This window comes from Pseudogemmobacter hezensis, from assembly GCF_013155295.1.
Taxonomy (GTDB): Bacteria; Pseudomonadota; Alphaproteobacteria; order Rhodobacterales; family Rhodobacteraceae; genus Pseudogemmobacter; species Pseudogemmobacter hezensis.
Genome location: NZ_JABJXT010000015.1, coordinates 1 through 23,582, shown reverse-complemented (window position 1 = coordinate 23,582; position 23,582 = coordinate 1). Strand labels below are relative to the sequence as shown.

27 protein-coding genes are annotated in these 23,582 nt (G+C 61.2%); 24 read left to right on the top strand and 3 right to left on the bottom strand.

The window, feature by feature from the left end; translation table 11 throughout:
* Window positions 1-42: 42 nt before the first annotated feature.
* The 7 genes from HOY34_RS15825 (at window position 43) to HOY34_RS15795 (ending at window position 5,701) form a co-directional block, all read left to right on the top strand.
* Window positions 43-1,038 (top strand): LysR family transcriptional regulator, encoded by a 996-nt coding sequence (locus HOY34_RS15825; protein ID WP_253944503.1) that lies wholly within the window; start codon window positions 43-45, stop codon window positions 1,036-1,038.
* A 91-nt stretch (window positions 1,039-1,129) separates the two neighbouring features.
* Entirely contained in the window at window positions 1,130-1,522 is a 393-nt protein-coding gene (locus tag HOY34_RS15820) for a MerR family transcriptional regulator (protein ID WP_253944502.1), read from the top strand.
* Between the two features lie 22 nt (window positions 1,523-1,544).
* Complete coding sequence (locus tag HOY34_RS15815; protein ID WP_172364558.1) at window positions 1,545-2,741, top strand: MFS transporter; 1,197 nt, start codon at window positions 1,545-1,547, stop codon at window positions 2,739-2,741.
* Window positions 2,742-2,754: 13 nt separating this feature from the next.
* Window positions 2,755-3,438, top strand: a complete 684-nt coding sequence (locus HOY34_RS21855; RefSeq protein WP_216654791.1) for a hypothetical protein — start codon at window positions 2,755-2,757, stop codon at window positions 3,436-3,438.
* Between the two features lie 36 nt (window positions 3,439-3,474).
* Window positions 3,475-4,194 (top strand): cysteine hydrolase family protein, encoded by a 720-nt coding sequence (locus tag HOY34_RS15805; protein WP_216654790.1) that lies wholly within the window; start codon window positions 3,475-3,477, stop codon window positions 4,192-4,194.
* On the top strand, window positions 4,187-4,720 hold the full coding sequence (locus tag HOY34_RS15800) for a RidA family protein (protein ID WP_253944501.1): 534 nt from the start codon (window positions 4,187-4,189) through the stop codon (window positions 4,718-4,720). Before HOY34_RS15805 ends, HOY34_RS15800 begins: the two co-directional genes overlap by 8 nt.
* A 99-nt stretch (window positions 4,721-4,819) precedes the next feature.
* A complete protein-coding gene (locus HOY34_RS15795; RefSeq protein ID WP_172364556.1) occupies window positions 4,820-5,701 on the top strand; it encodes a LysR family transcriptional regulator in 882 nt (293 codons plus the stop codon).
* A gap of 199 nt (window positions 5,702-5,900) precedes the next feature.
* Here the strand turns inward: HOY34_RS15795 and HOY34_RS15790 are convergent, their stop codons facing one another.
* The gene (locus HOY34_RS15790; protein ID WP_172364554.1) at window positions 5,901-6,824 is read right to left on the bottom strand and encodes a DMT family transporter; all 924 of its coding nucleotides are present in this window, start codon (window positions 6,822-6,824) and stop codon (window positions 5,901-5,903) included.
* On the bottom strand, window positions 6,821-7,339 hold the full coding sequence (locus HOY34_RS15785) for a MarR family winged helix-turn-helix transcriptional regulator (protein WP_172364552.1): 519 nt from the start codon (window positions 7,337-7,339) through the stop codon (window positions 6,821-6,823). Before HOY34_RS15785 ends, HOY34_RS15790 begins: the two co-directional genes overlap by 4 nt.
* A gap of 81 nt (window positions 7,340-7,420) precedes the next feature.
* On the opposite strand from HOY34_RS15785, the gene HOY34_RS22450 reads away from it, so the two are divergent.
* The 17 genes from HOY34_RS22450 to HOY34_RS15700 all read left to right on the top strand — a co-directional run bounded on the left by HOY34_RS22450 (window position 7,421) and on the right by HOY34_RS15700 (window position 23,006).
* Window positions 7,421-8,038 (top strand): GNAT family N-acetyltransferase, encoded by a 618-nt coding sequence (locus HOY34_RS22450; protein ID WP_366926973.1) that lies wholly within the window; start codon window positions 7,421-7,423, stop codon window positions 8,036-8,038.
* A 25-nt stretch (window positions 8,039-8,063) separates the two neighbouring features.
* Complete coding sequence (locus HOY34_RS15775; protein WP_253944500.1) at window positions 8,064-9,002, top strand: LysR family transcriptional regulator; 939 nt, start codon at window positions 8,064-8,066, stop codon at window positions 9,000-9,002.
* An 80-nt stretch (window positions 9,003-9,082) separates the two neighbouring features.
* Window positions 9,083-9,775 (top strand): aspartate/glutamate racemase family protein, encoded by a 693-nt coding sequence (locus HOY34_RS15770; protein WP_172364548.1) that lies wholly within the window; start codon window positions 9,083-9,085, stop codon window positions 9,773-9,775.
* A 192-nt stretch (window positions 9,776-9,967) separates the two neighbouring features.
* On the top strand, window positions 9,968-11,956 hold the full coding sequence (locus HOY34_RS15765) for a conjugal transfer protein TraG (protein WP_172364546.1): 1,989 nt from the start codon (window positions 9,968-9,970) through the stop codon (window positions 11,954-11,956).
* A 14-nt stretch (window positions 11,957-11,970) separates the two neighbouring features.
* Window positions 11,971-12,432: a ribbon-helix-helix domain-containing protein gene (locus tag HOY34_RS15760; protein WP_172364544.1), complete on the top strand. Its 462-nt coding sequence runs from the start codon at window positions 11,971-11,973 to the stop codon at window positions 12,430-12,432.
* Between the two features lie 194 nt (window positions 12,433-12,626).
* Window positions 12,627-13,559 carry a P-type conjugative transfer ATPase TrbB gene (gene trbB, locus HOY34_RS15755; RefSeq protein WP_436645208.1) on the top strand — a complete coding sequence of 311 codons (933 nt, stop codon included), beginning with the start codon at window positions 12,627-12,629 and terminating at the stop codon, window positions 13,557-13,559.
* A complete protein-coding gene (locus tag HOY34_RS15750; RefSeq protein WP_172364541.1) occupies window positions 13,556-13,888 on the top strand; it encodes a TrbC/VirB2 family type IV secretion system protein in 333 nt (110 codons plus the stop codon). The genes trbB and HOY34_RS15750 overlap by 4 nt, the downstream gene beginning before the upstream one ends.
* Complete coding sequence (locus HOY34_RS15745) at window positions 13,888-14,169, top strand: VirB3 family type IV secretion system protein (RefSeq protein WP_015740165.1); 282 nt, start codon at window positions 13,888-13,890, stop codon at window positions 14,167-14,169. Before HOY34_RS15750 ends, HOY34_RS15745 begins: the two co-directional genes overlap by 1 nt.
* Before the next feature lie 10 nt (window positions 14,170-14,179).
* On the top strand, window positions 14,180-16,636 hold the full coding sequence (gene trbE, locus HOY34_RS15740) for a conjugal transfer protein TrbE (RefSeq protein WP_172364539.1): 2,457 nt from the start codon (window positions 14,180-14,182) through the stop codon (window positions 16,634-16,636).
* Window positions 16,633-17,409 carry a P-type conjugative transfer protein TrbJ gene (gene trbJ, locus HOY34_RS15735; RefSeq protein ID WP_172364537.1) on the top strand — a complete coding sequence of 259 codons (777 nt, stop codon included), beginning with the start codon at window positions 16,633-16,635 and terminating at the stop codon, window positions 17,407-17,409. The genes trbE and trbJ overlap by 4 nt, the downstream gene beginning before the upstream one ends.
* A gap of 20 nt (window positions 17,410-17,429) precedes the next feature.
* Complete coding sequence (gene trbK-alt / locus HOY34_RS15730) at window positions 17,430-17,717, top strand: putative entry exclusion protein TrbK-alt (RefSeq protein WP_172364536.1); 288 nt, start codon at window positions 17,430-17,432, stop codon at window positions 17,715-17,717.
* A 3-nt stretch (window positions 17,718-17,720) separates the two neighbouring features.
* Entirely contained in the window at window positions 17,721-19,088 is a 1,368-nt protein-coding gene (gene trbL / locus HOY34_RS15725) for a P-type conjugative transfer protein TrbL (RefSeq protein WP_172364534.1), read from the top strand.
* Window positions 19,085-19,774 carry a conjugal transfer protein TrbF gene (gene trbF, locus HOY34_RS15720; RefSeq protein WP_172364532.1) on the top strand — a complete coding sequence of 230 codons (690 nt, stop codon included), beginning with the start codon at window positions 19,085-19,087 and terminating at the stop codon, window positions 19,772-19,774. Before trbL ends, trbF begins: the two co-directional genes overlap by 4 nt.
* Window positions 19,771-20,784 carry a P-type conjugative transfer protein TrbG gene (trbG, locus tag HOY34_RS15715; RefSeq protein ID WP_172364530.1) on the top strand — a complete coding sequence of 338 codons (1,014 nt, stop codon included), beginning with the start codon at window positions 19,771-19,773 and terminating at the stop codon, window positions 20,782-20,784. The genes trbF and trbG overlap by 4 nt, the downstream gene beginning before the upstream one ends.
* Window positions 20,781-21,914: a TraB/TrbI/VirB10 family type IV secretion system protein gene (locus tag HOY34_RS15710; RefSeq protein ID WP_172364528.1), complete on the top strand. Its 1,134-nt coding sequence runs from the start codon at window positions 20,781-20,783 to the stop codon at window positions 21,912-21,914. The genes trbG and HOY34_RS15710 overlap by 4 nt, the downstream gene beginning before the upstream one ends.
* A gap of 2 nt (window positions 21,915-21,916) precedes the next feature.
* Entirely contained in the window at window positions 21,917-22,138 is a 222-nt protein-coding gene (locus HOY34_RS15705; RefSeq protein WP_172364526.1) for a DUF2274 domain-containing protein, read from the top strand.
* A gap of 127 nt (window positions 22,139-22,265) precedes the next feature.
* Complete coding sequence (locus HOY34_RS15700) at window positions 22,266-23,006, top strand: hypothetical protein (RefSeq protein ID WP_172364524.1); 741 nt, start codon at window positions 22,266-22,268, stop codon at window positions 23,004-23,006.
* A 310-nt stretch (window positions 23,007-23,316) separates the two neighbouring features.
* Here HOY34_RS15700 and HOY34_RS21850 read toward each other — a convergent pair.
* Window positions 23,317-23,582: hypothetical protein (locus HOY34_RS21850; protein WP_216654789.1), on the bottom strand; the 266-nt coding region annotated here is incomplete at its 5' end.

The window sequence follows — 23,582 nt, the reverse complement described above, 5'->3', positions numbered from 1 at the left end:
TTTCCGTATTCCAACCAGCGTCCATAGTGTTCGAGCAAGGCGATGAGGAACGCGATCCCGTTTTACTACCATATCAAACGGGTAGGCAGCATGCGGCGCAGGCGTCACAAGGATCACGAACCCATGTGCCCCTTGCGGCTGTTCGACGGCCGCATTCCGATGATTGCCCTGATCCAGACATTGGCCGTCGCCGAATATCTGAGCTTCCATCGCGCTGCACAGGCGCTTGGCACCAGCCAATCCAGCGTCAGCCAGCGGATCAGGTCGCTGGAGGAATATCTTGGCGTGCTTCTCTTCGACCGCAACACGCGCGGCGTCCGGCTGACTGAAGCCGGACGCCGCTTTGTCGATCAGATCCGCGAGGCTCTGGACATCATCGACCACGCGATCATGACAACCGAAATGCACGCACGCGGAGAGGACGGCGATCTTTGCATCGGTGTCCATGCTCTCACGCCAGGCTGCACCCTCGACCGTCTGTTTGAACGGTTCCATAGTGAATATTCGGGCGTCCGCCTGCACATCGCCGAAGGCACGGCGCGCGAGGCCCAGATCATGGTGCGCGAAGGCAGACCCGATGTCGCCTTCATGGCTTGCACCCACGAAATTCCCGACCTCAATTCCCGCGTGATATGGCGCGACCGCCTAATGGTGGGACTGCCCGCCCATCATCCCTTGGCGGCCCGGCAGGATGTCGCGTGGCGACAGCTTGCGGAAGAAACCTTCCTTGTTCGCCATGGCGGCACCGGGCCACAGATGCATGACATGATCGTGACCCGCTCCGCCGGAAAATGGCTCACGCCGACGATACAGCGCGTCGATGTCGGCCGCAGCGCGCTGCTGTCGATGATCGCGGCCGGGCACGGTGTTTCGCTTTTTGTCGAGGAAGGGGCGGCGGCGAACACCGCGAATGTCGCCTTCCTGCCGATCCGTGACGAGCCGGAGACCATCCCTTTTTCTGCCGTCTGGTCGCCGAAGAACCGAGATCCGAACCTGAGTAAACTGATTACGATGGCGGGCAAGCCAGAGAGTGCATAACCCTTTGCAAGCACCAGACCGGTTCGCTCCTTGACTTTCTCAGGAGACCGCCTTAAATCTGCACCCAACGTCAGGTTTACGTGAGTGGCAAATGTCCTCCAGGATGCAAATCGGCGAGTTGGCGCAGCGTGCCAATGTCAGCCATCGCACGATCCATTATTATGAGCGCATCGGCCTTATGAAGCCTGCCGAGCGCGAGGGGGCAGGGTATCGCTACTATGATGAGACTGCTTATCAGCGACTGGAGAAGATCGCGGCGCTCAAACGATTGGGGCTCAGCCTCGACGAAATCGCGGCAGTGATAGACCTGTATTTCGAGGATGCGAGCGGCATCAAGGGTAAGGAGAAGGTGCTTGAAATCCTCGAAGCCCAGCTTGCCAAGACCAATACGCAACTTGCCGAGCTAACCGGATTCCGTCGCGATCTCGAAAGCAACATTGCTCGCATGAAATCCCTGATCGATCAGGCCCGCCAAGCGGACTAAGCAAGGCATAGGAGTGTCACACTTGCGCCCACAATCTACACCTGACGTTAAATTACACAATGAATCGATTGCCTCGTTCGGCACCCGTCACATTGTGCTGCTTCTGTTGCTCATGGCGTGCGGCTTCCTCGTCGTGGGCCAGCTCTATGTCACCATTCCCCTTGTTGCGGATGTAGCCGGTCGCTTCTCGATAGCGCCGGAACGGGCGGCTTGGATCGGATCGGCGTTCGGTTTCGCCTATGCCACCGGCTTCCTCGTGTTCGGGCCACTGTCGGATCGTTTCGGGCGACGCAGGCTGATCCTGTTCGGGCTGACGGCGACTGCGCTCGCAACCGTGGTGGTTAGTTTGGCGCAAAGCTTTGAGATGTTGCTTGCAGCGCGGGCGATGCAGGGCTTCGTCGCGGCTGCATTCCCGCCGGCGGCCCTGTCTCTGATCGCAGAGGAATTGCCGCCCGATCAACGCCCTTTCGGGGTGTCGCTGATGAGCTTCGCCTTTCTCGGGGCGGCGCCGCTGGCGCAAGTTTTCGCTGCGGGAACGGATCTCGGTCTTTCCGAGATCATGCTGCCCCTGGCGCCGATCTATCTACTTGCGGCACTTGCCCTGTTCTTCGTGACGCAGGCGAACAATACGCAGGCCGTGCGGGCTGGATCATCGCAAGGAAAGCTCGGCTCGCTTTTGCAAGACGCCGGAATCCTCGCGGCATGGGCGGCGGCCGTGACCGTGCTGTTCGGTTTCGTCTCGCTCCATGCGGGAGCGCAGAGCCTTGGGGCTGACCTTGGCGTCGATCTCCAGACCCTGCGTCTTGTCGGTCTGCCGCCACTGCTGCTGACATTCGCCGCCGCGCCGCTGACGCGCCGCAGGGGTGCTGCGTTCACGGCACGCCTCGGCCTCGTGTTCGCGGGACTGGCGCTTGTGCTGGCGGCCATCGGCACAGCTTGGGCCGTGATGGGGGCCAGCGTGGTTTTGTCGGCAGGTGTCGCCTTCGCGGTGCCCGGCCTGATCGCTACCGTGGCGGGACGCGCCACCAATGCCAATCGCGGGCTGGCGCTGGCGCTCTACACATTCAGCCTTTTCGTCGGCGCGAGCCTTGCGCCACCGATTGCACAATCGCTGGCGCAGTCAGGCCCCGCGCCGCTCTGGTTGCTGCCGGCCGGGCTGCTGCTCATGGCCGCACTCGGCATCACCGTCACCCGCAAATCCAGCTCACCATCACCATAGGAAGGAGTTCTCCATGCCCTCACGCCGAACCGCGATCGGCATCATGGCCCTCGGCCTGATCGCCGCAACGACGACCTACTCTCTGGCCCAATCCAGCAAGGGAAACACCATGACTGCTTCGACTACTACTCAGGAAATCGCATTCCCCATCAACGACCATGTGCCTGCTGGCTATCAACAGGTCGGACAACGCCCCGTTACCGTCGATGGCGAAGCGGCCAGGCTGGCCCGCTATGAGCGTGCCGACAGTCGCAATACCGGCTTCGGCGGCGAGCATTTCAGCACTGTCATCGCCGAGAATGGTCGGCTCAAGGGGTTTGCTCGCATCGATCTGGATCTGGTCGGGCGCGATTTGCCGTCACGCGAGGAAGCACAGGCCATTGCCATGGACTTTCTGCAAAAGCAGGCGCCGGACCTGCTGCCGGGAATGAAGCTGAACTGGGTCGATCCCCATGACGAACCACTGCGCGTCACGCGCAACGGCAAGACCGAAAACGTGACGCTCACCGGCATGAAGGTGAAGATGCGCAATACCGCCGACGGGCGCTGGTTCTGGGTCATCGTCGGCGCAGACCGCAAGGTCATGGTCTTCGAGCGCGACATCCACTGGATTTCTTTCCCCGGCCATCGCGGCACGGAAAAGTGGCTGCACGATTCCTGGCTAGTCGAAAACGGTCATTCGCTGCGCGCCGCATGAGGCATTGCGACAACAACTCATAATCGGGAAATCTCAGTGAACAGACGAGAACACCTCAAGCTCACGGCTGCCGCGGCTCTTGCCGCGTCGGCCTTCCCAATGTCCGCCGCTCATGCCCGTTCCAATGGCATATCCATAGATCACGCCCGTTCCGCTTTGATCTTCATCGAATTTCAGAACGAGTGGCTTGCGCCGGATGCCCCCTTGAACAGGCTGATGGAGGATCGACGCCAATTTGATGATGCGGTGCGCAACGCAGCACTCATCGTCGAGGCGGCACGGCGCACCGGCTTTCCCGTTGTTCATGCGGGTCTCTCGCTGGTCAACGATCCGGGCTATGCGCTGTTTGGCGGCGGAAAAACACAGTCGGGACTACGCGGCGCTATTCCCAAAGCAGGAACTTGGCGCGATCCGCAACGGGTGGCGTTCCCCGAACCCTTCACTCCCAGAGCGGGAGAGTTCGTGATCGCGGGCCGTTCGGGGGCGAGCGTTCTCACCAACTCCAATCTCGACGCCTTTTTGCGCAACAACAGGATCGACCAGATATTCCTTCTCGGTTTCGCCCTGCATGTATGTGTGGAATCGACCATGCGTCACGCTCATGACCTTGGATATGACGTTACCGTCATCAGCGATGCGGCGCCGGCCTTTACTGGCGAACAGCGAGATCATGTCCTCGCGCATGTGATCCATCACTTTGGGCGCGACCTCACCACAGCGCAGTTGCTGCAAGAGATCGAACGAACACATGCCTGAACTTTCGAGGCGCAGGCATCTCAAGCTCGCGGTCTCCGCGACATTCCTCGCCACCTTCGGCGTATTCCCGGTCGGTCCGCGCCACGCGCAGGCCCGCCCCAACACAGGAGCTAATCAGCAAATGAGCACGACACAGCGAATGCAGGCGGTAAATCCCGTCGAGATCAATATACCGAACATTTCTCAGGCCATGCTCGTTAAAGGCGGCGACCTGCTTTTCCTGTCCGGCCATCTTCCCTTGCGAAGCGATGGAACGATTGCAGGGCCAACTCTGGAAGACCAGCTTGAGCAGGTCTTTCTCAATCTCAAGACGACACTGGGCGCTGCCGGAGCAGGTTTCAGCAATGTCGCCCGCATCACGATCTATGTCCGCAATCTAGATGCTGCCGATCTCCCGATCATCCGCGCGGTGCGAGATCGCCATATTGATGTCACACGGCCACCAGCCAGCGCACTGATTGGGGTCGCGGAACTCTATGACCCCAACGTCAGGGTCGAGATCGACGCCATCGCCGCCGTTTCCTGATCTTTCTGACTGGATGGAGGCACTTGAGGTATGAGACGGCGGCGTCAAACAGCTTTTCGGGATGGTCTACCGTCTTCGATATTCGAAGGCAAAGTCCCTATGACCGCTTTGGTGCAGACGCTTGCTGTTGCCGAATATCTCAGCTTTCATCGTGCCGCTTTGGCACTCGGCACGAGCCAGTCGAGCGTCAGCGCACGGATAAAGTCGCTGGAGGCTGACCTTGGCGTCATCCTGTTCGACCGCAATACGCGCGGCGTCCGCCTGACCGAAGCCGGACGTCGCTTCGTCGATCAGGTCGATGACGCCATGGGCATCCTGGACCGGGCGATCAAGACCGCCGGGATGCAGGCGCGTGGTGAGGAAGGCGAGCTTCGCATTGGCGTTCATGCCCTTACGCCGGGCTGTATCCTCGACCGACTGCTGGGGCGCTTCCGCAACGCGCATCCGGGTGTCCGACTGAACATCACCGAAGGCACAGCGCGCGAGGCGCAGCTAATGGTGCGCGAAGGTCGGCTCGATCTCGCCTTCATGGCCTGCACCCACGAAATCCCCGACCTGTGTTCCCGTGTGGTGTGGTGCGACCGCCTGATGGCTGCGTTGCCGGTCGGACATCCGCTGGCGGCGCAGGCTAATGTCGAATGGCGACAGCTTTCAGGCGAAACCTTCCTCGTGCGTCATGGAGGCACTGGACCGCAGGTTCACGATCTGATCGTGCTGCGCGCGGCTGGGAAATGGCCGATGCCGACGATACAGCGCGTCGATGTCGGCCGCAGCGCGCTGCTGTCGATGATCGCGGCCGGATACGGGGTCTCGCTCTTCGTTGAGGAAGGGGTGGAGGTGAACACGACAAATGTCGCTTTTCTGCCGATCCGTGACGAACCCGAAGCAATCCCTTTTTCTGCCGTCTGGTCGCCGCGAAATCGAGAACCGGCACTCTTGAACTTGATTGCACTGGCGAAGAAGGCATCGCCACTCAAGTAAATGCTGCCTCATTTCTGAACGCTAAACGGTAGAAAATTCGCCGTAGACGAACGATTCTATGAGCTTACTTTCTTCCCATGGTGGCCTATGATCGCCAAATCGCGTGGGATGTTCTGGGAACTGAGTAGAACTGATCGGCGCTCTTGTGGTGGGGACGTGCAGAGAGGGATCCCTCAGACGACAGCAGATTTTCGCGCGCCTATCGGGCCCTGTTGCCAAAGATCACAGCACAGATGATTAGCGCCGCGCCAACCAGCATCAGGACGGTCGGAACCTCAGACAGCCAAACGTAGGCACCCGCGAGACCGAAGACCGGAACCAGTGTTAGCCACAGACCGGCGGTCCCCGCCGACAGATATTTCAGGCCAATCAGATAGAGCCAGAACGCAAGCGCATACTGGATGACACCCGAAAAGGCTGCATAGGCGACGACAGACGCAGAAAGCCTCTCAAGCGATGCTGGCTCAAGCCCCGCCATCGTCACGATAGCGAACACCGCCAAGGCAAGGGCGAGGCCGACGATCTGTTGCGCGGAGGCGAGTGTGGCCGCTGGATAATTCTGCGCCACGCGCGACGACAACACCACGTAGCTGGCGGCAAACAGAGTGGACAGGATGATAAGCAGATCGCCCCAACCGCTTGCCCGTTCTTCGTCGAAAAAGCCTTCGGCAGAGACGAGCAAAAGCCCAAATACCGCGATTGCGATACACAGCATCAAATGGCCGCCCGGTCTCTCACGCAACAGCAACCAAGCTACAAGAACGATCAGCACCGGCTCAGTCGCGCTGATAACCGATGCGCTCCCTGCCGTGGTCAGAGACAGGCCGATAAGCCCAATCGTATAGGTCAGCCCCGGTTCCAGTATGCCTATCGAAGCTGCCTTGCCCATGGCGGCTGTTCGATACCGCCATGGAAAATGCGGAATGGATAGCGCCAGCAGAGCCACAACGCTGGCGACCAGTTGGATGACCAGCAGGGTCGTCGAAGGCATGACGGCAAGCAGATCGCGCGACATGACCGTGGCGAAGCCCCAACACGCAGCCGAGCCGATCATGGCGGGAATCGCTACCCATTGCAGCCTAGGCTTTTCGCCATCGCGTTCGACCGCCGCCTCCACGCTCATGCGTAGAGCCTTTCCCACTGATCTTCGACGGGGCAGCAGGTCGGGACACATTTATCCTCATCGCACATACGGCAATAGCGGTATCCGTGCTCGGGGCGCGTCAGCAGACCACGCAGCAGCTTGTCGAGCGTTCGCCCCAGCAATTCCTCATCTTGGGCATCAAGCAGGCTCACCGCTCGATCCAGCACTGCGCCTCGTTTCCGAAGCGCAATCTTTCTCTGGGCCATCCCCTCGGACGACAGTTCGACCAGCATGGTACGGGCATCCGCGCCGGGGCGCTTTCCCACCAGTCCATCGCGCTCCAAGCGGTCGATCAATCGGACCGCGCCGCTATGACTGATGCTCAGTGCTTCCGCGACTTCTCCGATAGTCAGGCCGGGATGCGCGCCGAGCATGATGATTGCGGCGGCTGTTTCACCGGTTGTCGCAAGGGCAGAATTGACCGCCTCGCGCAGATCGTCCGCCAGAACGATGGCCAGCGCTCCTAGCATGTTCGCAACTTTGGTGTCGGCCATGGCGGCGCTCCTTCGCAAGATGCTGGCGGCGATGTCAACCAATCACCTTTGATTTTATATGACTCACTCATATAATGGGCCATGAGAATATTCAAGCAGGACGACATGATAGACCTATCGCAATGCAGCTTTTCACCCGTCACGGCCTCGAACTGGCCTCTGCTCGAAGACCTTTTCGGGCCGCACCGCGGCGCAGACAGCGGGTGCTGGTGCATGTGGTGGCGTGTGAGCCGCAGCGTCTTCAACGCGATGGGGAAGGAGCAGCGGAAAGGTGCGTTGCGGCAGTTATGCCTGAACGGCGATGAGCCTGGCGTTATCGCGATCAACGATAGTAAAGCACTTGGTTGGTGCGCTATCGCTCCTCGCAGCTCCTATCCCGTGCTGCAAAGATCCCGTGTCGCCCATCCGCTTGACGGGGCCGAGGCAGGGCGCATTTGGTTCATTTCCTGCCTCTATGTGCGCGTTGGCTTTCGACGGGCCGGATTGACAAAGCAACTTATAGACGCTGCCGTCAGACACGCTTTTGAACATGGAGCTTCTTGCGTGGAGGCTTGCCCGACGGAGGCAACCGGCACGGGTGCCGAGCGCTTTGTCGGCACAGCCGCAACTTTCTTGGCTTGCGGCTTCACAGAGATTGCTCGCCGCTCCCCAAACCGGCCGTTAGTGCGCTGCACTACGCCACTCGCGGAAGGGGCATGATACTATGCGGCGGCGGTCAGGACCCATGATTGACGTTCAAAAGCCGGTGCTGACCCTGCTTGGTGGGCGCATTCCGATGGCTGCGCTAATCCAGACACTTGCTGTTGCGGAATACCTGAGCTTCCATCGCGCGGCGCAGGCACTCGGCACCAGTCAGTCGAGCGTCAGCGCCCGAATTAAGACGCTGGAGAATGACCTTGGCGTGATCCTTTTCGACCGCAACACGCGCGGCGTCCGCCTGACTGAAGCTGGACGCCGTTTCGTCAGCCAGGTTGATGACGCCATGGGGATCCTCGACCGGGCGATCAGGACGGCCGGGATGCAGGCACGGGGTGAGGAAGGTGAACTTCGGATTGGCGTCCATGCTCTCACGGCAGGATGCTTCCTCAACCGCTTGCTGGATCAGTTCCATGTCTCGCATCCGGACGTCCATCTGCACATCACCGAAGGCACTGCGCGGGATGGGCAGCTCATGGTGCGCGAAGGCAAGCTGGATATCGCTTTCATGGCCTGCGTGAATGAAATCTCCGATCTGAATTGCCGAATCATCTGGCGCGACCGCCTGATGGCTGCGTTGCCGGTCGGACATCCGCTGGCGGCGCAGGCCAATGTCGAATGGCGACAGCTTTTAGGCGAAACCTTCCTGGTTCGTCATAGTGGCACCGGCCCGCAGGTCCATGATCTGATCGTCGCGCGATCAGCTGGGAAATGGCTGACACCGGCAATACGCCGCCTCGATGTCGGACGCAGCGCGTTACTGTCGATGATTGCTGCGGGGCATGGCATCTCGCTCTTCGTTGAGGAAAAAGCAGCGGCGAACACCGCGAATGTCGCCTTCCTGCCGATCAGTGACGAACCTGAAGCGATCCCCTTTTCTGCCGTATGGTCGCCGCGAAACCGCGAACCGGCACTCATGAATTTGATTTCGTTACTAAGTCGGCCTGTAGATTCGCTGGTTCTGTGACTGATTCAGGGCGTATGTTGTCAGAACTCAGACGCTATCAGATATCATTCGTTTGATAGCGACATCAAGAAAGTAGGAGCATGAAAACCATCGGAATCATTGGCGGCATGTCTGCCGCATCAACTCAGATTTACTATCGCGAGTTGTGTAACGGAACGCGGGAGCGCTTGGGTGGTCTTAACTCTCCTGAGCTTCTTATTCGATCCCTCAATTTTGCTGAGATTGAAGCCCTGCAGGTGGCCGGGGAATGGAGCCAGGCTGGAGAGATTTTGAACCGGGAAGCCAAGGCTCTGGAGCGTGGGGGGGCAGATTTCATCATCCTCGCCACCAATACGATGCATAAACTTGCCGAGCAGATGATGCAGGGCGTATCTATTCCGATGCTGCACATTGCCGATGCAACTGCCGCCAGCATTCAACAGAAGGGTTTGTGCTCGCCAGGGCTGATGGCGACGGCATTCACGATGGAGCAGTCCTTCTATACTGAACGAATTGCGGCCGCCGATCTCAAGCTGATCATTCCTGAAGCACCTGACAGAGCCGAAACACACCGCATTATCTACGATGAACTTTGTCGCGACATCGTAACCAAGGAGAGCGAAGCGGCCTATATAGCTATCGCCCAACGCCTCGTGGAACGTGGGGCGGATTGCCTTATCCTCGGATGCACTGAAGTCGGTATGTTGCTGAACCAAAGCAATGTGTCGGTACCGGTATTCGATACGACATTGGTGCATTGTGACGTGGCGCTGACTTTGGCGCTGGAGGAGTAGGGCAGGGTGGGGGCCGTATCCAAACCTATTTGTGACTAACCACAGTTAGCAGCGTAGAAATAGTGGCATATGAACCTATCCGATTTACCGCCGATAGTATCCGGCAGCTCTTTCTTGCCACCTTAGATGTTGCCACCTGCGCAAAGGACTATTTTCTGATCGGCTCCGTCTCTTTTGCCGATTGGAGTCTATATGCGTGGAGGCCGAATACTCTGGGGCCAGATCATTGTCGTGTTCACCATCGTCGTGGTGATGGTCTGGGCGGCGACACAATGGGTGGCTTTCCGGCTCGGCTTCCAGCCCCAGCTCGGCAATCCCTGGTTCGATGTTGCCGGATGGCCGTTCTATTATCCACCGGCCTTCTTCTGGTGGTGGTTTTCCTATGATGCCTATGCGCCCGGCATCTTTACCGAAGGCGCGTTCATCGCCACGTCCGGAGCGGTTCTTGCCATAGCTGCCGCCTTTCTCCTGTCGATCATCCGGGCACGGGAAGCCCGCAATGTCGCCACCTACGGTTCGGCGCGATGGGCCGAGGACAAGGAAATCCATGCGGCCGGATTGCTCGACCCGGATGGCGTCGTATTGGGGCGGCACAGCAAAGATTATCTGCGTCATGACGGCCCTGAGCATGTGCTGTGCTTTGCGCCAACCCGATCCGGCAAGGGTGTTGGCCTTGTGGTGCCGACGCTGCTGACCTGGCCGGGAAGCTGCATTGTCCATGACATCAAAGGTGAGAACTGGAACCTGACAGCGGGATTCCGGTCCCATCATGGCCGTGTCCTGCTGTTCGATCCGACCAATGTGCATTCCGCAGCCTATAATCCGCTGCTGGAAGTCCGGCAGGGGGAATGGGAAGTCCGCGATGTGCAGAACATCGCGGACATTCTCGTTGATCCCGAAGGCAGCCTCGACAAACGCAACCATTGGGAAAAGACCAGCCACAGCCTGCTGGTCGGTGCGATACTGCATGTTCTCTACGCCGAGAAAGAAAAGACACTGGCGGGTGTCGCCAATTTCCTGTCAGATCCCCGCCGTCCGGTCGAGGCGACCTTACGCGCGATGATGGACACGCCGCATCTGGGCGAAGCCGGTGTGCATCCCGTCATTGCCTCGTCTGCGCGGGAGCTTCTGAACAAATCCGAGAACGAACGCTCCGGCGTGCTTTCGACCGCCATGTCGTTTCTCGGTCTTTACCGAGATCCGGTTGTGGCCCGCGTGACTGAACGCTGCGATTGGCGCATTGCCGATCTGGTCGGTGCGAAGGAACCGGTCAGCCTCTATCTCGTGGTGCCACCCTCCGACATCAACCGCACCAAGCCGCTGATCCGCCTCATCCTCAATCAGGTCGGGCGGCGGCTGACCGAGGAACTGGAAACCTCCGGCAAGCGGCATCGGCTGCTGTTGATGCTGGACGAGTTCCCCGCACTGGGGCGGCTGGATTTCTTTGAATCTGCGCTGGCCTTCATGGCCGGCTACGGCCTGAAAGCGTTCCTGATCGCCCAATCGCTCAACCAGATCGAGCGCGCCTATGGGCAAAACAACGCCATTCTCGATAATTGCCATGTGCGCGTGGCCTTTGCGGCCAACGATGAACGCACCGCCAAACGGATCAGTGATGCGCTCGGTACGGCAACCGAAATGCGCGATTCCACCAACTATGCCGGCCATCGCCTCGCGCCATGGCTGGGGCACCTCATGGTGTCGCGGCAGGAAACGGCGCGGCCGCTGCTGACACCCGGCGAAATCATGCAGCTTCCACCCACCGACGAGATCGTCATGGTGGCGGGGGTGCCGCCGATCCGTGCGGCCAAGGCACGCTACTATGCCGATGCGCGGTTTCAGGAGCGGGTGATGTCGCCGCCCGATCTGCGCAAGCAGCTGGTGAAAATTACCACATCGGCGCAGGACGACTGGACAAGCCGCGTTGTTGCAGCTGCGGCCGGCAATGTCTCCGCCTCAGATACATCCGATGACGATCCGGCCAATGCAGGTATCCGGCGTGAACCGGAACTGCCCGAGCATGAGGAAATCATCTCGCCACCTCCGCCACCATCGCAGGAGTTCGATTTCCTCGATGATGAGCCGGACGTCGATGCCGCCAAGGCCCGTGCCATGCGCCAGCGTATGCGCATGGTGGCGCGGCAGGCGTCACTTGACCCAAATGACGGCATCGAGCTTTAAGAGCGGAGACAGGCATGACGACGCGCACCCGCATGAATGTCTACTTCGATCCGGCTCTGCTGAAACAGGTCGAAGCGCTGGCCTTGCGCCGCAATGTCTCGAAATCCGCAGTGATCGAGGCTGCCGTGGCATCCTTCATGTCAGGCGATACGACTGAGCGGCTGGAAGCCGCCATGTCTCGCCGCCTCGACAAACTCGGTCGCCAGTTCGACATGCTTGACGAAGATGTCGCCGTGCTGGGCGAAACCCTTTCGCTATTTGTACAATTCTGGCTGACCCTCACGCCGCCGCTGCCGGACAGTGCAAAACAATCTGCGCGCATCAAAGGAAACGAGCGCTTTGAGGGCTTCATGCAGTCCCTTGGCAAGCGTCTCGCTACCGGTGACAGGTTCCTCAAAGAAATATCGCACGACATCGCTGCGCTACACGACACCCCATTGGGCGGTAAAACCGAAGGTGACGGCGATGGGATCTAGGATTGCAACCTGTCCTATTCACCGCCATGCCCCGCCGATGGCCGCACGCGCGTAAACATCTGTTGAATCAGCCCAAAATCAGGTTCTTTTAATCGACCCCGATCCGGGGTCCGTCCTTTGCGCTCCCCGTCATGAACGGGGCCGCTATGACTGCATCACATCAGAAGCCGGAAACGATCGCCCGTGGCGCGCGGATGCTGCGCACCGCGCTTGGGGCGTCCATCGCTCGGTTTCTAGAAGATCCCGGTGTGGTCGAGGTAATGCTGAACCCAGACGGTCGTATCTGGGTCGACCGCCTGTCCGAAGGGTTGGCCGATACGGGGGAGAAGCTGTCTGCTGCCGATGGCGAGCGGATCGTGCGCCTCGTCGCCCATCATGTCGGTGCGGAGGTTCATGCCCGCAACCCGCGTGTATCGGCGGAGCTACCTGAAACCGGCGAACGGTTCGAGGGTCTATTGCCGCCCGTTGTCGCGGCACCCGCCTTCGCCATCCGCAAACCCGCCGTCGCGGTGTTCACGCTCGACGACTATGTGACCGCCGGGATCATGACCAGTCTTCAGGCGGAGGTGCTGCGCCTGAACGTCGCCACGCGCGCCAACATCCTCGTGGCAGGCGGCACCTCCACCGGCAAAACCACACTGACCAATGCACTCTTGGCCGAGGTGGCGAAGACCTCGGATCGCGTGGTCATCATTGAAGACACGCGCGAGCTGCAATGCGCCGCGCCCAATCTCGTGGCCATGCGGACCAAGGATGGCGTTGCCACGCTTTCCGATCTGGTCCGCTCATCGCTGCGCCTGCGCCCTGATCGCATCCCGGTCGGTGAGGTCCGCGGTTCCGAAGCGCTCGACCTGCTCAAAGCCTGGGGAACGGGACATCCCGGCGGCATCGGCACCATCCACGCCGGTTCCGGCATCGGCGCGCTACGCCGCCTCGAACAGCTCATCCAGGAAGCCGTCGTCACGGTTCCGCGCGCGCTGATCGCCGAGACCATCGATCTTGTTGCTGTCCTTGCCGGACGCGGATCGTCGCGCCGGTTGGTCGAACTCGCCCGCGTCGATGGGCTGGGACCAGACGACGACTACGCAATCACCCCCGCTACCACCTCGAAAGGAGATCCTTCATGATCCGCACGATTTCGCGCGGCTGCCGCCTCATGGCAACCGCCGCCGCCACTGTTTCCATCAGCCTGATGCTGGCGCCCGCCGCACACGCCTCCGGTTCCTCCATGCCGTGGGAGGCGCCACTTCAATCGATCCTTCAGTCGATTGAGGGGCCGGTTGCCAAGATCATCGCGGTGATCGTCATCATCGCCACCGGCCTCGCGCTCGCGTTCGGCGACACGTCGGGCGGTTTCCGCCGCCTGATCCAGATCGTCTTCGGCCTTAGCATCGCCTTCGCTGCAAGTTCGTTCTTCCTGTCGTTCTTCTCGTTCGGCGGCGGGGCGCTTATCTGATGGCGGGCGGCCTCGAACAGCTCGACGCGGTGCCGGGGTTTTCGATCCCGGTCCATCGGGCGCTGACCGAGCATATCCTGCTCGGCGGCGCACCGCGCTCCATCGCCATTGTGAACGGCACGCTGGCCGGGGCCGTCGGCCTCGGCCTCCGTCTCTGGCTGGTTGGCATCGCCATCTGGGCGGTCGGACACTTCCTCGCGGTATGGGCAGCCAAACGCGATCCGCTCTTTGTCGAGGTCGGGCGCAGGCATTTGCGCATCCCCGGTCATTTGTCGGTGTGAGGGCGCGCGCATGATGAACCTCACCGAGTATCGCCGCACCTCCGCTCGGCTTTCCGACTATCTGCCATGGGCAGCGCTGGTCGCTCCCGGCATTGTGCTGAACAAGGATGGCAGTTTCCAAAGGACGGCGAAGTTTCGCGGTCCGGATCTGGATTCCGCTGTCGCTGCCGAACTGGTCGCGGTCGCCGGTCGGATCAACAACGCCGTGCGCCGTCTGGGTTCGGGCTGGTCGATCTTCGTCGAGGCACAACGCTCCGAGGCCGCGACCTATCCCGACAGTCGTTTTCCAGATGCGGCTTCCGCACTGGTCGATGCCGAGCGTAAGGCCGGGTTCGAGGAAGCGGGCACACATTTCGTGTCCGGCTATTTCCTGACCTTCCTCTGGCTGCCGCCTGCGGAAGACGCGGCCCGCGCCGAAACCTGGCTCTATGAAGGCCGTGAGCAATCCGGCGTCAATCCACATGAGCTGCTGCGCGGCTTCATCGACCGCACCGACCGCGTGCTGGCGCTGCTCGACGGCTTCATGCCGGAATGCCGCTGGCTCGATGACGCTGGCACGCTGACCTACCTCCATTCCGCGATTTCCACGAACCGTCATCGCGTGCGCGTGCCCGAAGTGCCCATGCACCTCGACGCGCTGCTCGCCGATCAGCCGCTGACCGGCGGGCTGGAGCCGCGTCTTGGCGACCAGCATCTGCGCGTCCTGACCATCATCGGTTTCCCGACCGCGACCACGCCTGGCCTGCTCGATGAGATGAACCGGCTCGCGTTCCCGTATCGCTGGTCAACCCGCGCCATCCTGATGGACAAGACGGACGCGACCAAACTGCTGACCAAAATTCGCCGCCAGTGGTTTGCCAAGCGCAAATCCATCGCTGCGATCCTGAAAGAGGTGATGACCAACGAACAATCGGCGCTTGTGGACACCGATGCGTCCAACAAGGCGCTCGATGCCGATATGGCCCTGCAGGAACTCGGCGCTGACGTCGCCGGCATGGCCTATGTCACAGCGACCGTCACCGTCTGGGATGCGGATCCGCGTATTGCTGATGAAAAGCTGCGTCTGGTCGAGAAGATCATTCAGGGGCGTGACTTCACGGCCATGCCGGAAACCTTCAATGCCGTCGATGCCTGGCTTGGCTCGATCCCCGGACATGCCTACGCCAATGTCCGTCAGCCACCGATCTCGACGCTTAACCTTGCCCACATGATCCCGCTATCGGCCGTGTGGGCGGGGCCGGAACGGAACGAACACCTCGGAGCGCCCCCCTTGCTGTATGGCAAGACCGAAGGTTCGACGCCGTTCCGGCTTTCCCTTCATGTCGGTGACGTGGGCCATACCCTCGTCGTCGGCCCGACCGGCGCGGGCAAGTCCGTGCTGCTGGCGCTGATGGCGCTGCAATTCCGACGCTATGAACGCAGCCAGATCTTCGCCTTCGATTTCGGGGGATCGATCCGGGCATCCGCGCTGGCCATGGGCGGCGACTGGCATGACCTCGGCGGCGGGTTGACCGAGGGATCGGAGGTTTCCGTCTCCCTGCAACCGCTCGCGCGAATTGATGATGCCTATGAGCGGTCATGGGCTGCTGACTGGATCGCTGCAATCCTGATGCGTGAGGGCATGACCATCACGCCGGAGGTAAAGGAGCATATCTGGACGGCGCTGACCTCGCTCGCATCCGCCCCCGTCAGCGAACGCACCATCACCGGCCTTGCGGTCTTGTTGCAATCCAATGACCTGAAGCAGGCGCTACGACCTTATTGTATCGGCGGCGCCTATGGCCGGTTGCTCGATGCCGAGGCCGAACATCTCGGTCACGCCGATGTGCAAGCCTTCGAGATCGAAGGACTGGTGGGCACGGGCGCAGCACCTGCCGTGCTGGCCTATCTGTTCCATCGCATCGGCGATCGGCTAGACGGTCGGCCAACTCTCCTCATCATCGATGAGGGCTGGCTGGCGCTGGATGACGAGGGGTTCGCCAACCAACTGCGCGAATGGCTGAAGACGCTCCGCAAGAAAAACGCCAGCGTCATCTTCGCCACGCAGTCGCTCTCGGACATCGACGGCAGCAACATCGCGCCCGCCATCATCGAAAGCTGCCCGACACGGCTGCTGCTGCCGAACGAACGCGCCATCGAGCCGCAGATCACTGCGATCTATCGGCGGTTCGGCCTCAATGACCGGCAGATCGAGATCCTGGCGCGGGCAACGCCCAAGCGGGACTATTACTGCCAGTCGCGCCGCGGCAACCGCCTGTTCGAGCTGGGCCTGTCCGAAGTTGGCCTCGCGCTCTGCGCCGCATCATCCAAAACCGATCAGACCCGCATTGCCGATCTTGTCGCCGAGCATGGGCAGGACGGCTTCCTCGCCGCCTGGCTACGCGATCGCGATGTCGAATGGGCGGCAGAGCTCATCCCCGATCTGACCAATCTCATCCCCCGGCCCGAGAAGGAGTCCCAATCATGACCATTTCCCGTTCCCGTTCGCGCGCCATCTTCATGGCCGCAACCATACTGGCAGCGCCCCTCGCGCTCTCGCCCATGCTGTCCAGCCCCGCTCACGCGCAATTCGGCCGCATCGTTTATGACCCGACCAACTATGCGCAGAACCTGCTCACGGCCGCGCGCACGCTGGAGCAGATCAACAATCAGATCACTTCGCTTCAGAACGAAGCGCAGATGCTCATCAACCAGGCGAAGAACCTCGCCAGCCTGCCATATTCCTCGCTCCAGACCTTGCAGCAGAATGTGCAGCGCACGCAGCAGCTCTTGGGCCAGGCGCAGAACATCGCCTTCGACGTGCAGAAGGTCGATCAGATATTCCAGACCCAATATGGCAACGTATCGCTGTCCGCCACCGACGGCCAGCTTGTCGCCGACGCGCGGTCGCGCTGGCAAAACACGGTTGGCGGCTTGCAGGATGCCATGCGCGTGCAGGCCGGCGTTGTCGGCAATATAGACACCAACCGCGCCGAGATGTCGGCATTGGTCGGCCAGAGCCAGAACGCCACCGGCGCCTTGCAGGCTACGCAGGCGGGCAATCAGCTTCTCGCCCTCCAGTCGCAGCAGCTTTCCGACCTGATCGCGCTGATGTCGGCCAATGGCCGGTCCGAGGCGCTGATCGAGGCCGAGCGTGCCACCGCCGCCGAACAGGGCCGCGTGCAGCGTGAACGCTTCCTGACGCCGGGATCGGGCTACCAGCCCGGCAATGCCCGGATGTTCGGCAACGGCAACAACTGACCGGACAGGAGGGGCGCGACATGGACGGCAAGATGCTGGCACGACTGGGTGCGATCATATTCGTCGCCATCGCCATCACCGCCACGGTGATCGAAATGACCCGCGAGGATGAACCGCCGCAGAACCGCACGGCTCCATCGCTTCAGCCCTCTGCCGATCCGCTGCGCCAGAGCCTGCGCCGTTGCCAGCAGTTAGGAGAGGCCGCCGTGAGTGATACCGGTTGCCTCGCCACCTGGGCCGAGAACCGCGATCGCTTTCTCGGCCGGACGCCGGTGCCCGCCGCCCCGCATCAGAACGGGGGAGAGTGAACCATGGGTGGCACCGGCGTCATCGACAATTTCCTGGGCGTATTCACCAGCTATATCGACAGTGGCTTCGGTCTGCTTGGCGGGGAAGTCGCCTTCATCGCTACCACGTTGATCGTCATCGACGTAACGCTGGCGGCGTTGTTCTGGAGCTGGGGTGCTGATGACGACATCATCGCCCGGCTGGTCAAGAAGACGCTCTTCGCGGGCGTCTTCGCCTATCTGATCGGCAACTGGAACAATCTCGCCCAGATCATCTTCGACAGCTTCGCCGGCTTGGGCCTGAAAGGGTCAGGCACCAGCTTTTCTGCTGCCGATCTGCTTCGTCCCGGCAAGGTGGCGCAGACCGGCCTTGATGCCGGTCGCCCGCTGCTCGAATCCATATCCGACATGATGGGATACTGGTCGTTCTTCGAGAACTTCATCCAGATCGCCTGCCTGATGTTCGCCTGGGTGCTGGTGCTGCTCGCCTTCTTCATTCTCGCCGTGCAGCTCTTCGTCACCCTGATCGAGTTCAAGTTGACCACGCTGGCCGGTTTTGTGCTGATCCCCTTCGGCCTGTTCGGCAAGACCGCCTTCATGGCCGAGCGCGTTCTCGGCAATGTCGTTTCCTCCGGCATCAAGGTCTTGGTCCTGGCCGTCATCATCGGCATCGGCTCGACGCTGTTTTCACAGTTCACCGCAGGCTTCGGTGGCGTGACGCCGACCATCGACGACGCCATGGCGATCGTGCTGGCCGCACTTTCTCTTCTCGGCCTCGGCATATTCGGTCCCGGCATCGCTTCCGGTCTCGTTTCCGGCGGCCCGCAGCTTGGTGCAGGTGCTGCCGTTGGAACCGGCCTCGCCGCAGGCGGCATGATGCTGGCCGGGGGTGCCGCCGCTGGCATGACCGCGAAGGGCGGAGCCGCTGCGCTCTCTGGTGGAGCGGCTGCCGTGCGGGGTGGTGCCGCCGCCGCAGGTGCCGCAAGTGCCGCCTATAGTGTCGGTTCGCTTGGCCAGTCCGGCGCTGCCGGTGTCGCCTCCGGTCTGGGTGGTGTCGCCCGTGCCGCAGGCTCCGCCGCAGCATCGCCCCTGAAGCACGCGGCTTCCAAAGCCTCCGAGAGCATCAAGTCCAGCTTTTCCGATGGTGCGCGTGCCGGCTTCGGCGTCACCGGCGGCTCTTCGACGGCTGGAACAGTCGGAGGCACAAGCGAGGCCGCAAGCGCTGCACCGTCACCTGCCGCGCAGGCTGGTGGCTCTCCGGCATGGGCAAAGCAGATGCAGCGCAAGCAGACACTCAGTCACGGCACGTCGATGGCCGCCCATGCCGTGCGCTCCGGCGACAGCCATGGCGGCGGCTCCTCCATCAATCTTTCTGAAAGTGACCGCTCATGAACATCTTCAAACGTCCATCCGCCCATTACGGCAAATCACCCGAACCCGAGACGCCCTATCAGAAAGCTGCCCAGGCATGGGATGAGCGTATCGGTTCGGCTCGCGTGCAGGCAAAGAACTGGCGTATCATGGCCTTCGGCTCGCTGATCCTCTCGGCCGGTTTCGCCTCTGCCCTGGTCTGGCAATCGGCGCGTGGGACGGTCGTTCCCTGGGTGGTGCAGGTCGATAATCTCGGCCAGTCGCAGGCCGTTGCGCCCGCTGTGGCCGAATACCGTCCGACCGATCCCCAGATTGCCTTCCATCTCGGCCGCTTCATCGAGCAGACGCGCTCGATCCCGTCCGATGCCATCATCGTGCGGCAGAACTGGCTGCGCGCCTATGAGTTCACCACGGACCGGGGTGCTGCAACGCTCAATGATTATGCTCGCTCCAATGACCCGTTCACAAAGGTCGGCAGGCAGCAGATTGCAGTCGAGGTGTCCAGCGTCATCCGTGCCTCGAATGACAGCTTCCGTGTCGCCTGGACCGAGCGCCATTATGAAAATGGCCAGCTCGCCACGACCGAACGCTGGACCGCGATCCTGACCATCGTAATCCAGACGCCGCGCGATGCTGAACGCCTGCGCGCCAATCCGCTCGGCATCTACGTCAATGCAATTTCATGGTCGCGGGAGATGAGCCAATGACCCGCACAATGGTTCGTAACTCCGGCATGCCGGTTTTCCGTAAACCCGCTTTGGCGGCCTTGTTGCTGTCGGCCACCATGCTGGCCGGCTGCGCCACCAACCGTACCCCGCAGTTCAGCTATGATGCCGATGTACCCGCATTGCCCGTGGTGCCGGCAGCCGTCACCGATGACCGGCCTCGGCCTTTGCACACGCCGCCGGCATGGACTGTGGCGCGCGGCGGGACCCTTGCCGCGACGCCGACTGGCCGCGTCGAGAATGCCAATGCCGCGGCCCGTGTCGAACCGCGGCGTGAGGGCTACTACAACGCCATCCAGATTTATCCGTGGTCGGAAGGGGCGCTGTTTCAGGTCTATGCCGCACCGGGGCAGATCACGACAATCGCGTTGGAGCCGGGCGAAAGCCTGACCGGCGCGGGGCCGATTGCGGCAGGCGACACCGCCCGATGGATCATTGGTGATACCGAAAGCGGATCGGGTACAAGCCGCCGCGTCCATATCCTGGTCAAACCGACCCGTGAGGATATTTCCACCAATCTTGTCATCAGCACGGATCGCCGCGTCTATCTCATTGAGCTTCGCGCCCGCGCGGCGCTCTATATGCCCGCTGTGTCCTGGGCCTATCCCGCGCCACCAGCCGGTCAGCGTGTGACCGTTCCCGCCGCCCCCATCATCCCTGTCGAGACGGCCCGCAACTATCGCTATGGACTGACTGGCGATAGTCCGCCGTGGCGGCCTATCTCCGTCTTCGACGATGGCCGCCGTGTCTATGTCGTCTTCCCGCGCGGCATCGTGCAGGGCGAGATGCCGCCAATCTTCGTCATCGGTTCCGAGGGCGAGACGCAGATCGCCAACAGCCGCATTCGCCAGAACATCCTGATCGTGGATCGCCTGTTCGGAGCTGCCGAGTTGCGCCTTGGCAGCGGCGATCGCCAGCAGACCGTCAGGATTGTTCGCGTTGAACAAAGGCAGGCGGCCCAGCCCGCAAAGACCGGGGAGAATCCGTCATGAGCGAAGAGACGACCACCAACGCGCCTCCGATGCGTCTGAGGGCCGAGCCGCCGCGCGTCACCCGCCTGTCGCGCAAGATGCTGGCCGGTGTGGGCGCCGTCGCGCTCCTCGGCATTGGCGGCGCATTGATCTATGCGCTCCAGACCCGCGACATGAGTGGAAATGGCGAGGAACTCTATTCAACCGAGAACCGCCCCACAGCCGACGGGCTGGCCGGTCTGCCGCGCGATTATACCGGCCCCGTCCTGGGACCAGCGTTACCGGGAGACCTCGGCGGCCCGATCCTCGACGCCCAGAACAGGGGGCAGCCCGTTACGCCGCCCGCTATGGCAACACCAGCTCGCGATCCTGCCGAGGAGCGACGTCTCGCCGAGGAAGAAGCCGCACGTCTCAGCACCGTGTTCTTCCAGTCGGGGCAGAGGATAACGACAACACCGGGTTCCAATATGCCGGGCCTTGCGGGGCTTGACCTTGGCGGTCAGCCCGCAACGCAGGACCGACACACAGCATTCCTGAACGGGCCGGTGGACCGTCAGACCGCCGCCATGGATCGGATCATGGCACCAGCATCACCCTACATCCTTCAGGCAGGGGCCGTGATCCCGGCTGCTATGATTACCGGCATCCGTTCGGACCTTCCCGGCCAGATCACCGCGCAGGTCACGGAGAATGTCTATGACAGCCCGACCGGCGGCCTGCTGTTAATCCCGCAGGGAACGCGGATCATCGGTCAATATGACGCCGGTGTGCAATTCGGCCAACGCCGTGTGCTGCTGGTCTGGAACCGCCTGATCCTGCCCAATGGCCGCTCCATCGTGCTGGAGCGCCAGCCCGGCGCTGACGCTTCCGGCTATGCCGGTCTGGAAGATGGCGTCGATTACCACTGGTGGGATCTGATGAAGGCCGCGGGCCTGTCCACGCTGCTCAGCATCGGTACGGAACTGGCGACCGACGACGAGGATCGCCTGATCCGCGCTATCCGCGACGGGGCGCAGGACACGATCAACCAGGCCGGGCAGCAGATCGTCCAGCGCCAGTTGCAGGTCGCGCCAACGCTGACCATCCGGCCTGGCTATCCTGTCAGGGTCATTGTCTCCCGCGATCTCGTCCTCGAACCTTACAGGAACTGACCATGACAAAGCTGAAACTTGGGCCACTCGTTGAGGACAAACCCGTCAAAGTGACGGTGGAACTGCCCGGAGCGCTCCATCGTGATCTGATCGCCTATGCCGAGGTGTTGGCCCGCGAGAGCAGCCAGCCCGCTGCCGATCCCCTCCGGCTGATCGTGCCGATGCTGGAGCGGTTCATCGCCACCGATCGCGGGTTCGCAAAGGCGCGGCGTCTGGGGAGCTAATTCGCTTCGATGTCGTGCAAGGCACCATTTGCGTGTGCTTCTGGGAGCGAGGTCATATACACGAAGACACCGTATACGGCAGATGTGCTGTTCTGTGTACATGAGTAGGGCGGGAGGTTGAGGGGGCTTGGGGATAAATGTTTACGCCAACAAGACGGTGATTATCGACCACTCCCATCAGGAACTCGTGGATACCTCAATCGAAGGAAATCCGACAGAGGGGGCGATTGATGGGCTACGGCTTCAATACGTCTTTCGCCGGAAAACCACGAAGGGGCATGACCGTGATGGCAATCCGCTAGTTTACGCTCTCAAAGAGATGAACGGCTACCGTATGCAGCCAATGTACCACCAGATGCTGTACAAGCGCGCTGATGAGATCCTTGCAGCGTTCGTCGGCGATCTGGATGTCGATGCTCTCGTGGATGTCCCGTCGAGCAAGCCCCTATGCCGATTGTTTGCAACGCGCGTGGCGGAGGTGTCGGGATTGCCACTCGTAGAATCGAACTTTCTGCGCAAAAGGACGGTCGGTGAGGTCCTGGACGCCATTGACGCCAGCTTTCCGCAGTTCACGAAAGATCGTGATGAAAGAGCTTTCAAGGCCGAACTCGGCAAACTGAGGAGGGCAAAGCGGGACACGGATTTCCAGATGAAGGAAGTCACCAAACCGATGCGGCGCTTCTTTCAGCCGTTTACAGTAAGCGGGGATGTCTCGGCGCTGGCAGGGCAGAGGATTGCTCTTATCGACGACCTTGTGTCGTCTGGAACATCGATTATCTCTGTGGCGGAATGTCTGCGAGAGCAGGGTGCGATCGTGGAGCGTGGGGTCTGCCTGCTGAGCGACCTGAACGCGGTCCGAGCGTCATGATGATTGACATTTGGGGCCTGTTACGCTATTTCTCCACCTATCAAGACAGACCGTGCCTATGCCTCACGGTCTCAAAACATCAAGCACGGCAACGTGCAGGTCCGAGCGGCGCCCGAGGTGGCCATCCTGTAAGGGGAAAAAGCCTCACGATCAGGCATCGGCTGATCAAGTTCAGGAAGCCGTCACACTGCGAAGTGTGGCGGCTTTTCCTTTTGGTCGATGTGTGTCGATGAATTCCGGGCATCCTTGAGGCTCTTTTGGCGACCGCACGCTTGTGCGATACGCACCTGGCAGAGCCGCGCTGACCTGACTAGACAGCAATTTGGAGCGAATGTCGGTATCGGTAGTTGCGTGCCCCCGCAACCATCTCAAATTGCGATGCACCGTCGCGCAAACCAGCCGCCCCATCCGGGCGACTCTTTTGTGTCCGCAACTTCTGATTTGAGCAGGTCCCCGCAACCATCTCAACTTGCGCACCGCCCGCCCCACCGGCGGGCTTTTTGCGTTCAAGAGCAATCGTCAGAATGCCCGCAAGGTCACCGTGGACTTCGATTTGAAGCTCGCCGCTCGCCGTGT

Excerpts from the sequence above, each read along its gene's own strand:
- trbJ (WP_172364537.1), top strand. The coding sequence starts at position 16,633 with ATGACCATTTCCCGTTCCCGTTCGCGCGCCATCTTCATGGCCGCAACC.
- trbF (WP_172364532.1), top strand. The coding sequence starts at position 19,085 with ATGAACATCTTCAAACGTCCATCCGCCCATTACGGCAAATCACCCGAA.
- trbE (WP_172364539.1), top strand. The coding sequence starts at position 14,180 with ATGATGAACCTCACCGAGTATCGCCGCACCTCCGCTCGGCTTTCCGAC.
- HOY34_RS15710 (WP_172364528.1), top strand. The coding sequence starts at position 20,781 with ATGAGCGAAGAGACGACCACCAACGCGCCTCCGATGCGTCTGAGGGCC.
- HOY34_RS15745 (WP_015740165.1), top strand. The coding sequence starts at position 13,888 with ATGGCGGGCGGCCTCGAACAGCTCGACGCGGTGCCGGGGTTTTCGATC.
- trbB (WP_436645208.1), top strand. The coding sequence starts at position 12,627 with ATGCTGCGCACCGCGCTTGGGGCGTCCATCGCTCGGTTTCTAGAAGAT.
- HOY34_RS15765 (WP_172364546.1), top strand. The coding sequence starts at position 9,968 with ATGCGTGGAGGCCGAATACTCTGGGGCCAGATCATTGTCGTGTTCACC.
- HOY34_RS15750 (WP_172364541.1), top strand. The coding sequence starts at position 13,556 with ATGATCCGCACGATTTCGCGCGGCTGCCGCCTCATGGCAACCGCCGCC.
- HOY34_RS15795 (WP_172364556.1), top strand. The coding sequence starts at position 4,820 with ATGACCGCTTTGGTGCAGACGCTTGCTGTTGCCGAATATCTCAGCTTT.
- HOY34_RS15760 (WP_172364544.1), top strand. The coding sequence starts at position 11,971 with ATGACGACGCGCACCCGCATGAATGTCTACTTCGATCCGGCTCTGCTG.
- HOY34_RS15770 (WP_172364548.1), top strand. The coding sequence starts at position 9,083 with ATGAAAACCATCGGAATCATTGGCGGCATGTCTGCCGCATCAACTCAG.
- trbL (WP_172364534.1), top strand. The coding sequence starts at position 17,721 with ATGGGTGGCACCGGCGTCATCGACAATTTCCTGGGCGTATTCACCAGC.
- HOY34_RS15790 (WP_172364554.1), bottom strand. The coding sequence starts at position 6,824 with ATGAGCGTGGAGGCGGCGGTCGAACGCGATGGCGAAAAGCCTAGGCTG.
- HOY34_RS15800 (WP_253944501.1), top strand. The coding sequence starts at position 4,187 with ATGCCTGAACTTTCGAGGCGCAGGCATCTCAAGCTCGCGGTCTCCGCG.
- HOY34_RS21855 (WP_216654791.1), top strand. The coding sequence starts at position 2,755 with ATGCCCTCACGCCGAACCGCGATCGGCATCATGGCCCTCGGCCTGATC.
- HOY34_RS15785 (WP_172364552.1), bottom strand. The coding sequence starts at position 7,339 with ATGGCCGACACCAAAGTTGCGAACATGCTAGGAGCGCTGGCCATCGTT.
- HOY34_RS22450 (WP_366926973.1), top strand. The coding sequence starts at position 7,421 with ATGAGAATATTCAAGCAGGACGACATGATAGACCTATCGCAATGCAGC.
- HOY34_RS15775 (WP_253944500.1), top strand. The coding sequence starts at position 8,064 with ATGATTGACGTTCAAAAGCCGGTGCTGACCCTGCTTGGTGGGCGCATT.
- HOY34_RS15820 (WP_253944502.1), top strand. The coding sequence starts at position 1,130 with ATGTCCTCCAGGATGCAAATCGGCGAGTTGGCGCAGCGTGCCAATGTC.
- HOY34_RS15825 (WP_253944503.1), top strand. The coding sequence starts at position 43 with ATGAGGAACGCGATCCCGTTTTACTACCATATCAAACGGGTAGGCAGC.
- trbK-alt (WP_172364536.1), top strand. The coding sequence starts at position 17,430 with ATGGACGGCAAGATGCTGGCACGACTGGGTGCGATCATATTCGTCGCC.
- HOY34_RS15705 (WP_172364526.1), top strand. The coding sequence starts at position 21,917 with ATGACAAAGCTGAAACTTGGGCCACTCGTTGAGGACAAACCCGTCAAA.
- trbG (WP_172364530.1), top strand. The coding sequence starts at position 19,771 with ATGACCCGCACAATGGTTCGTAACTCCGGCATGCCGGTTTTCCGTAAA.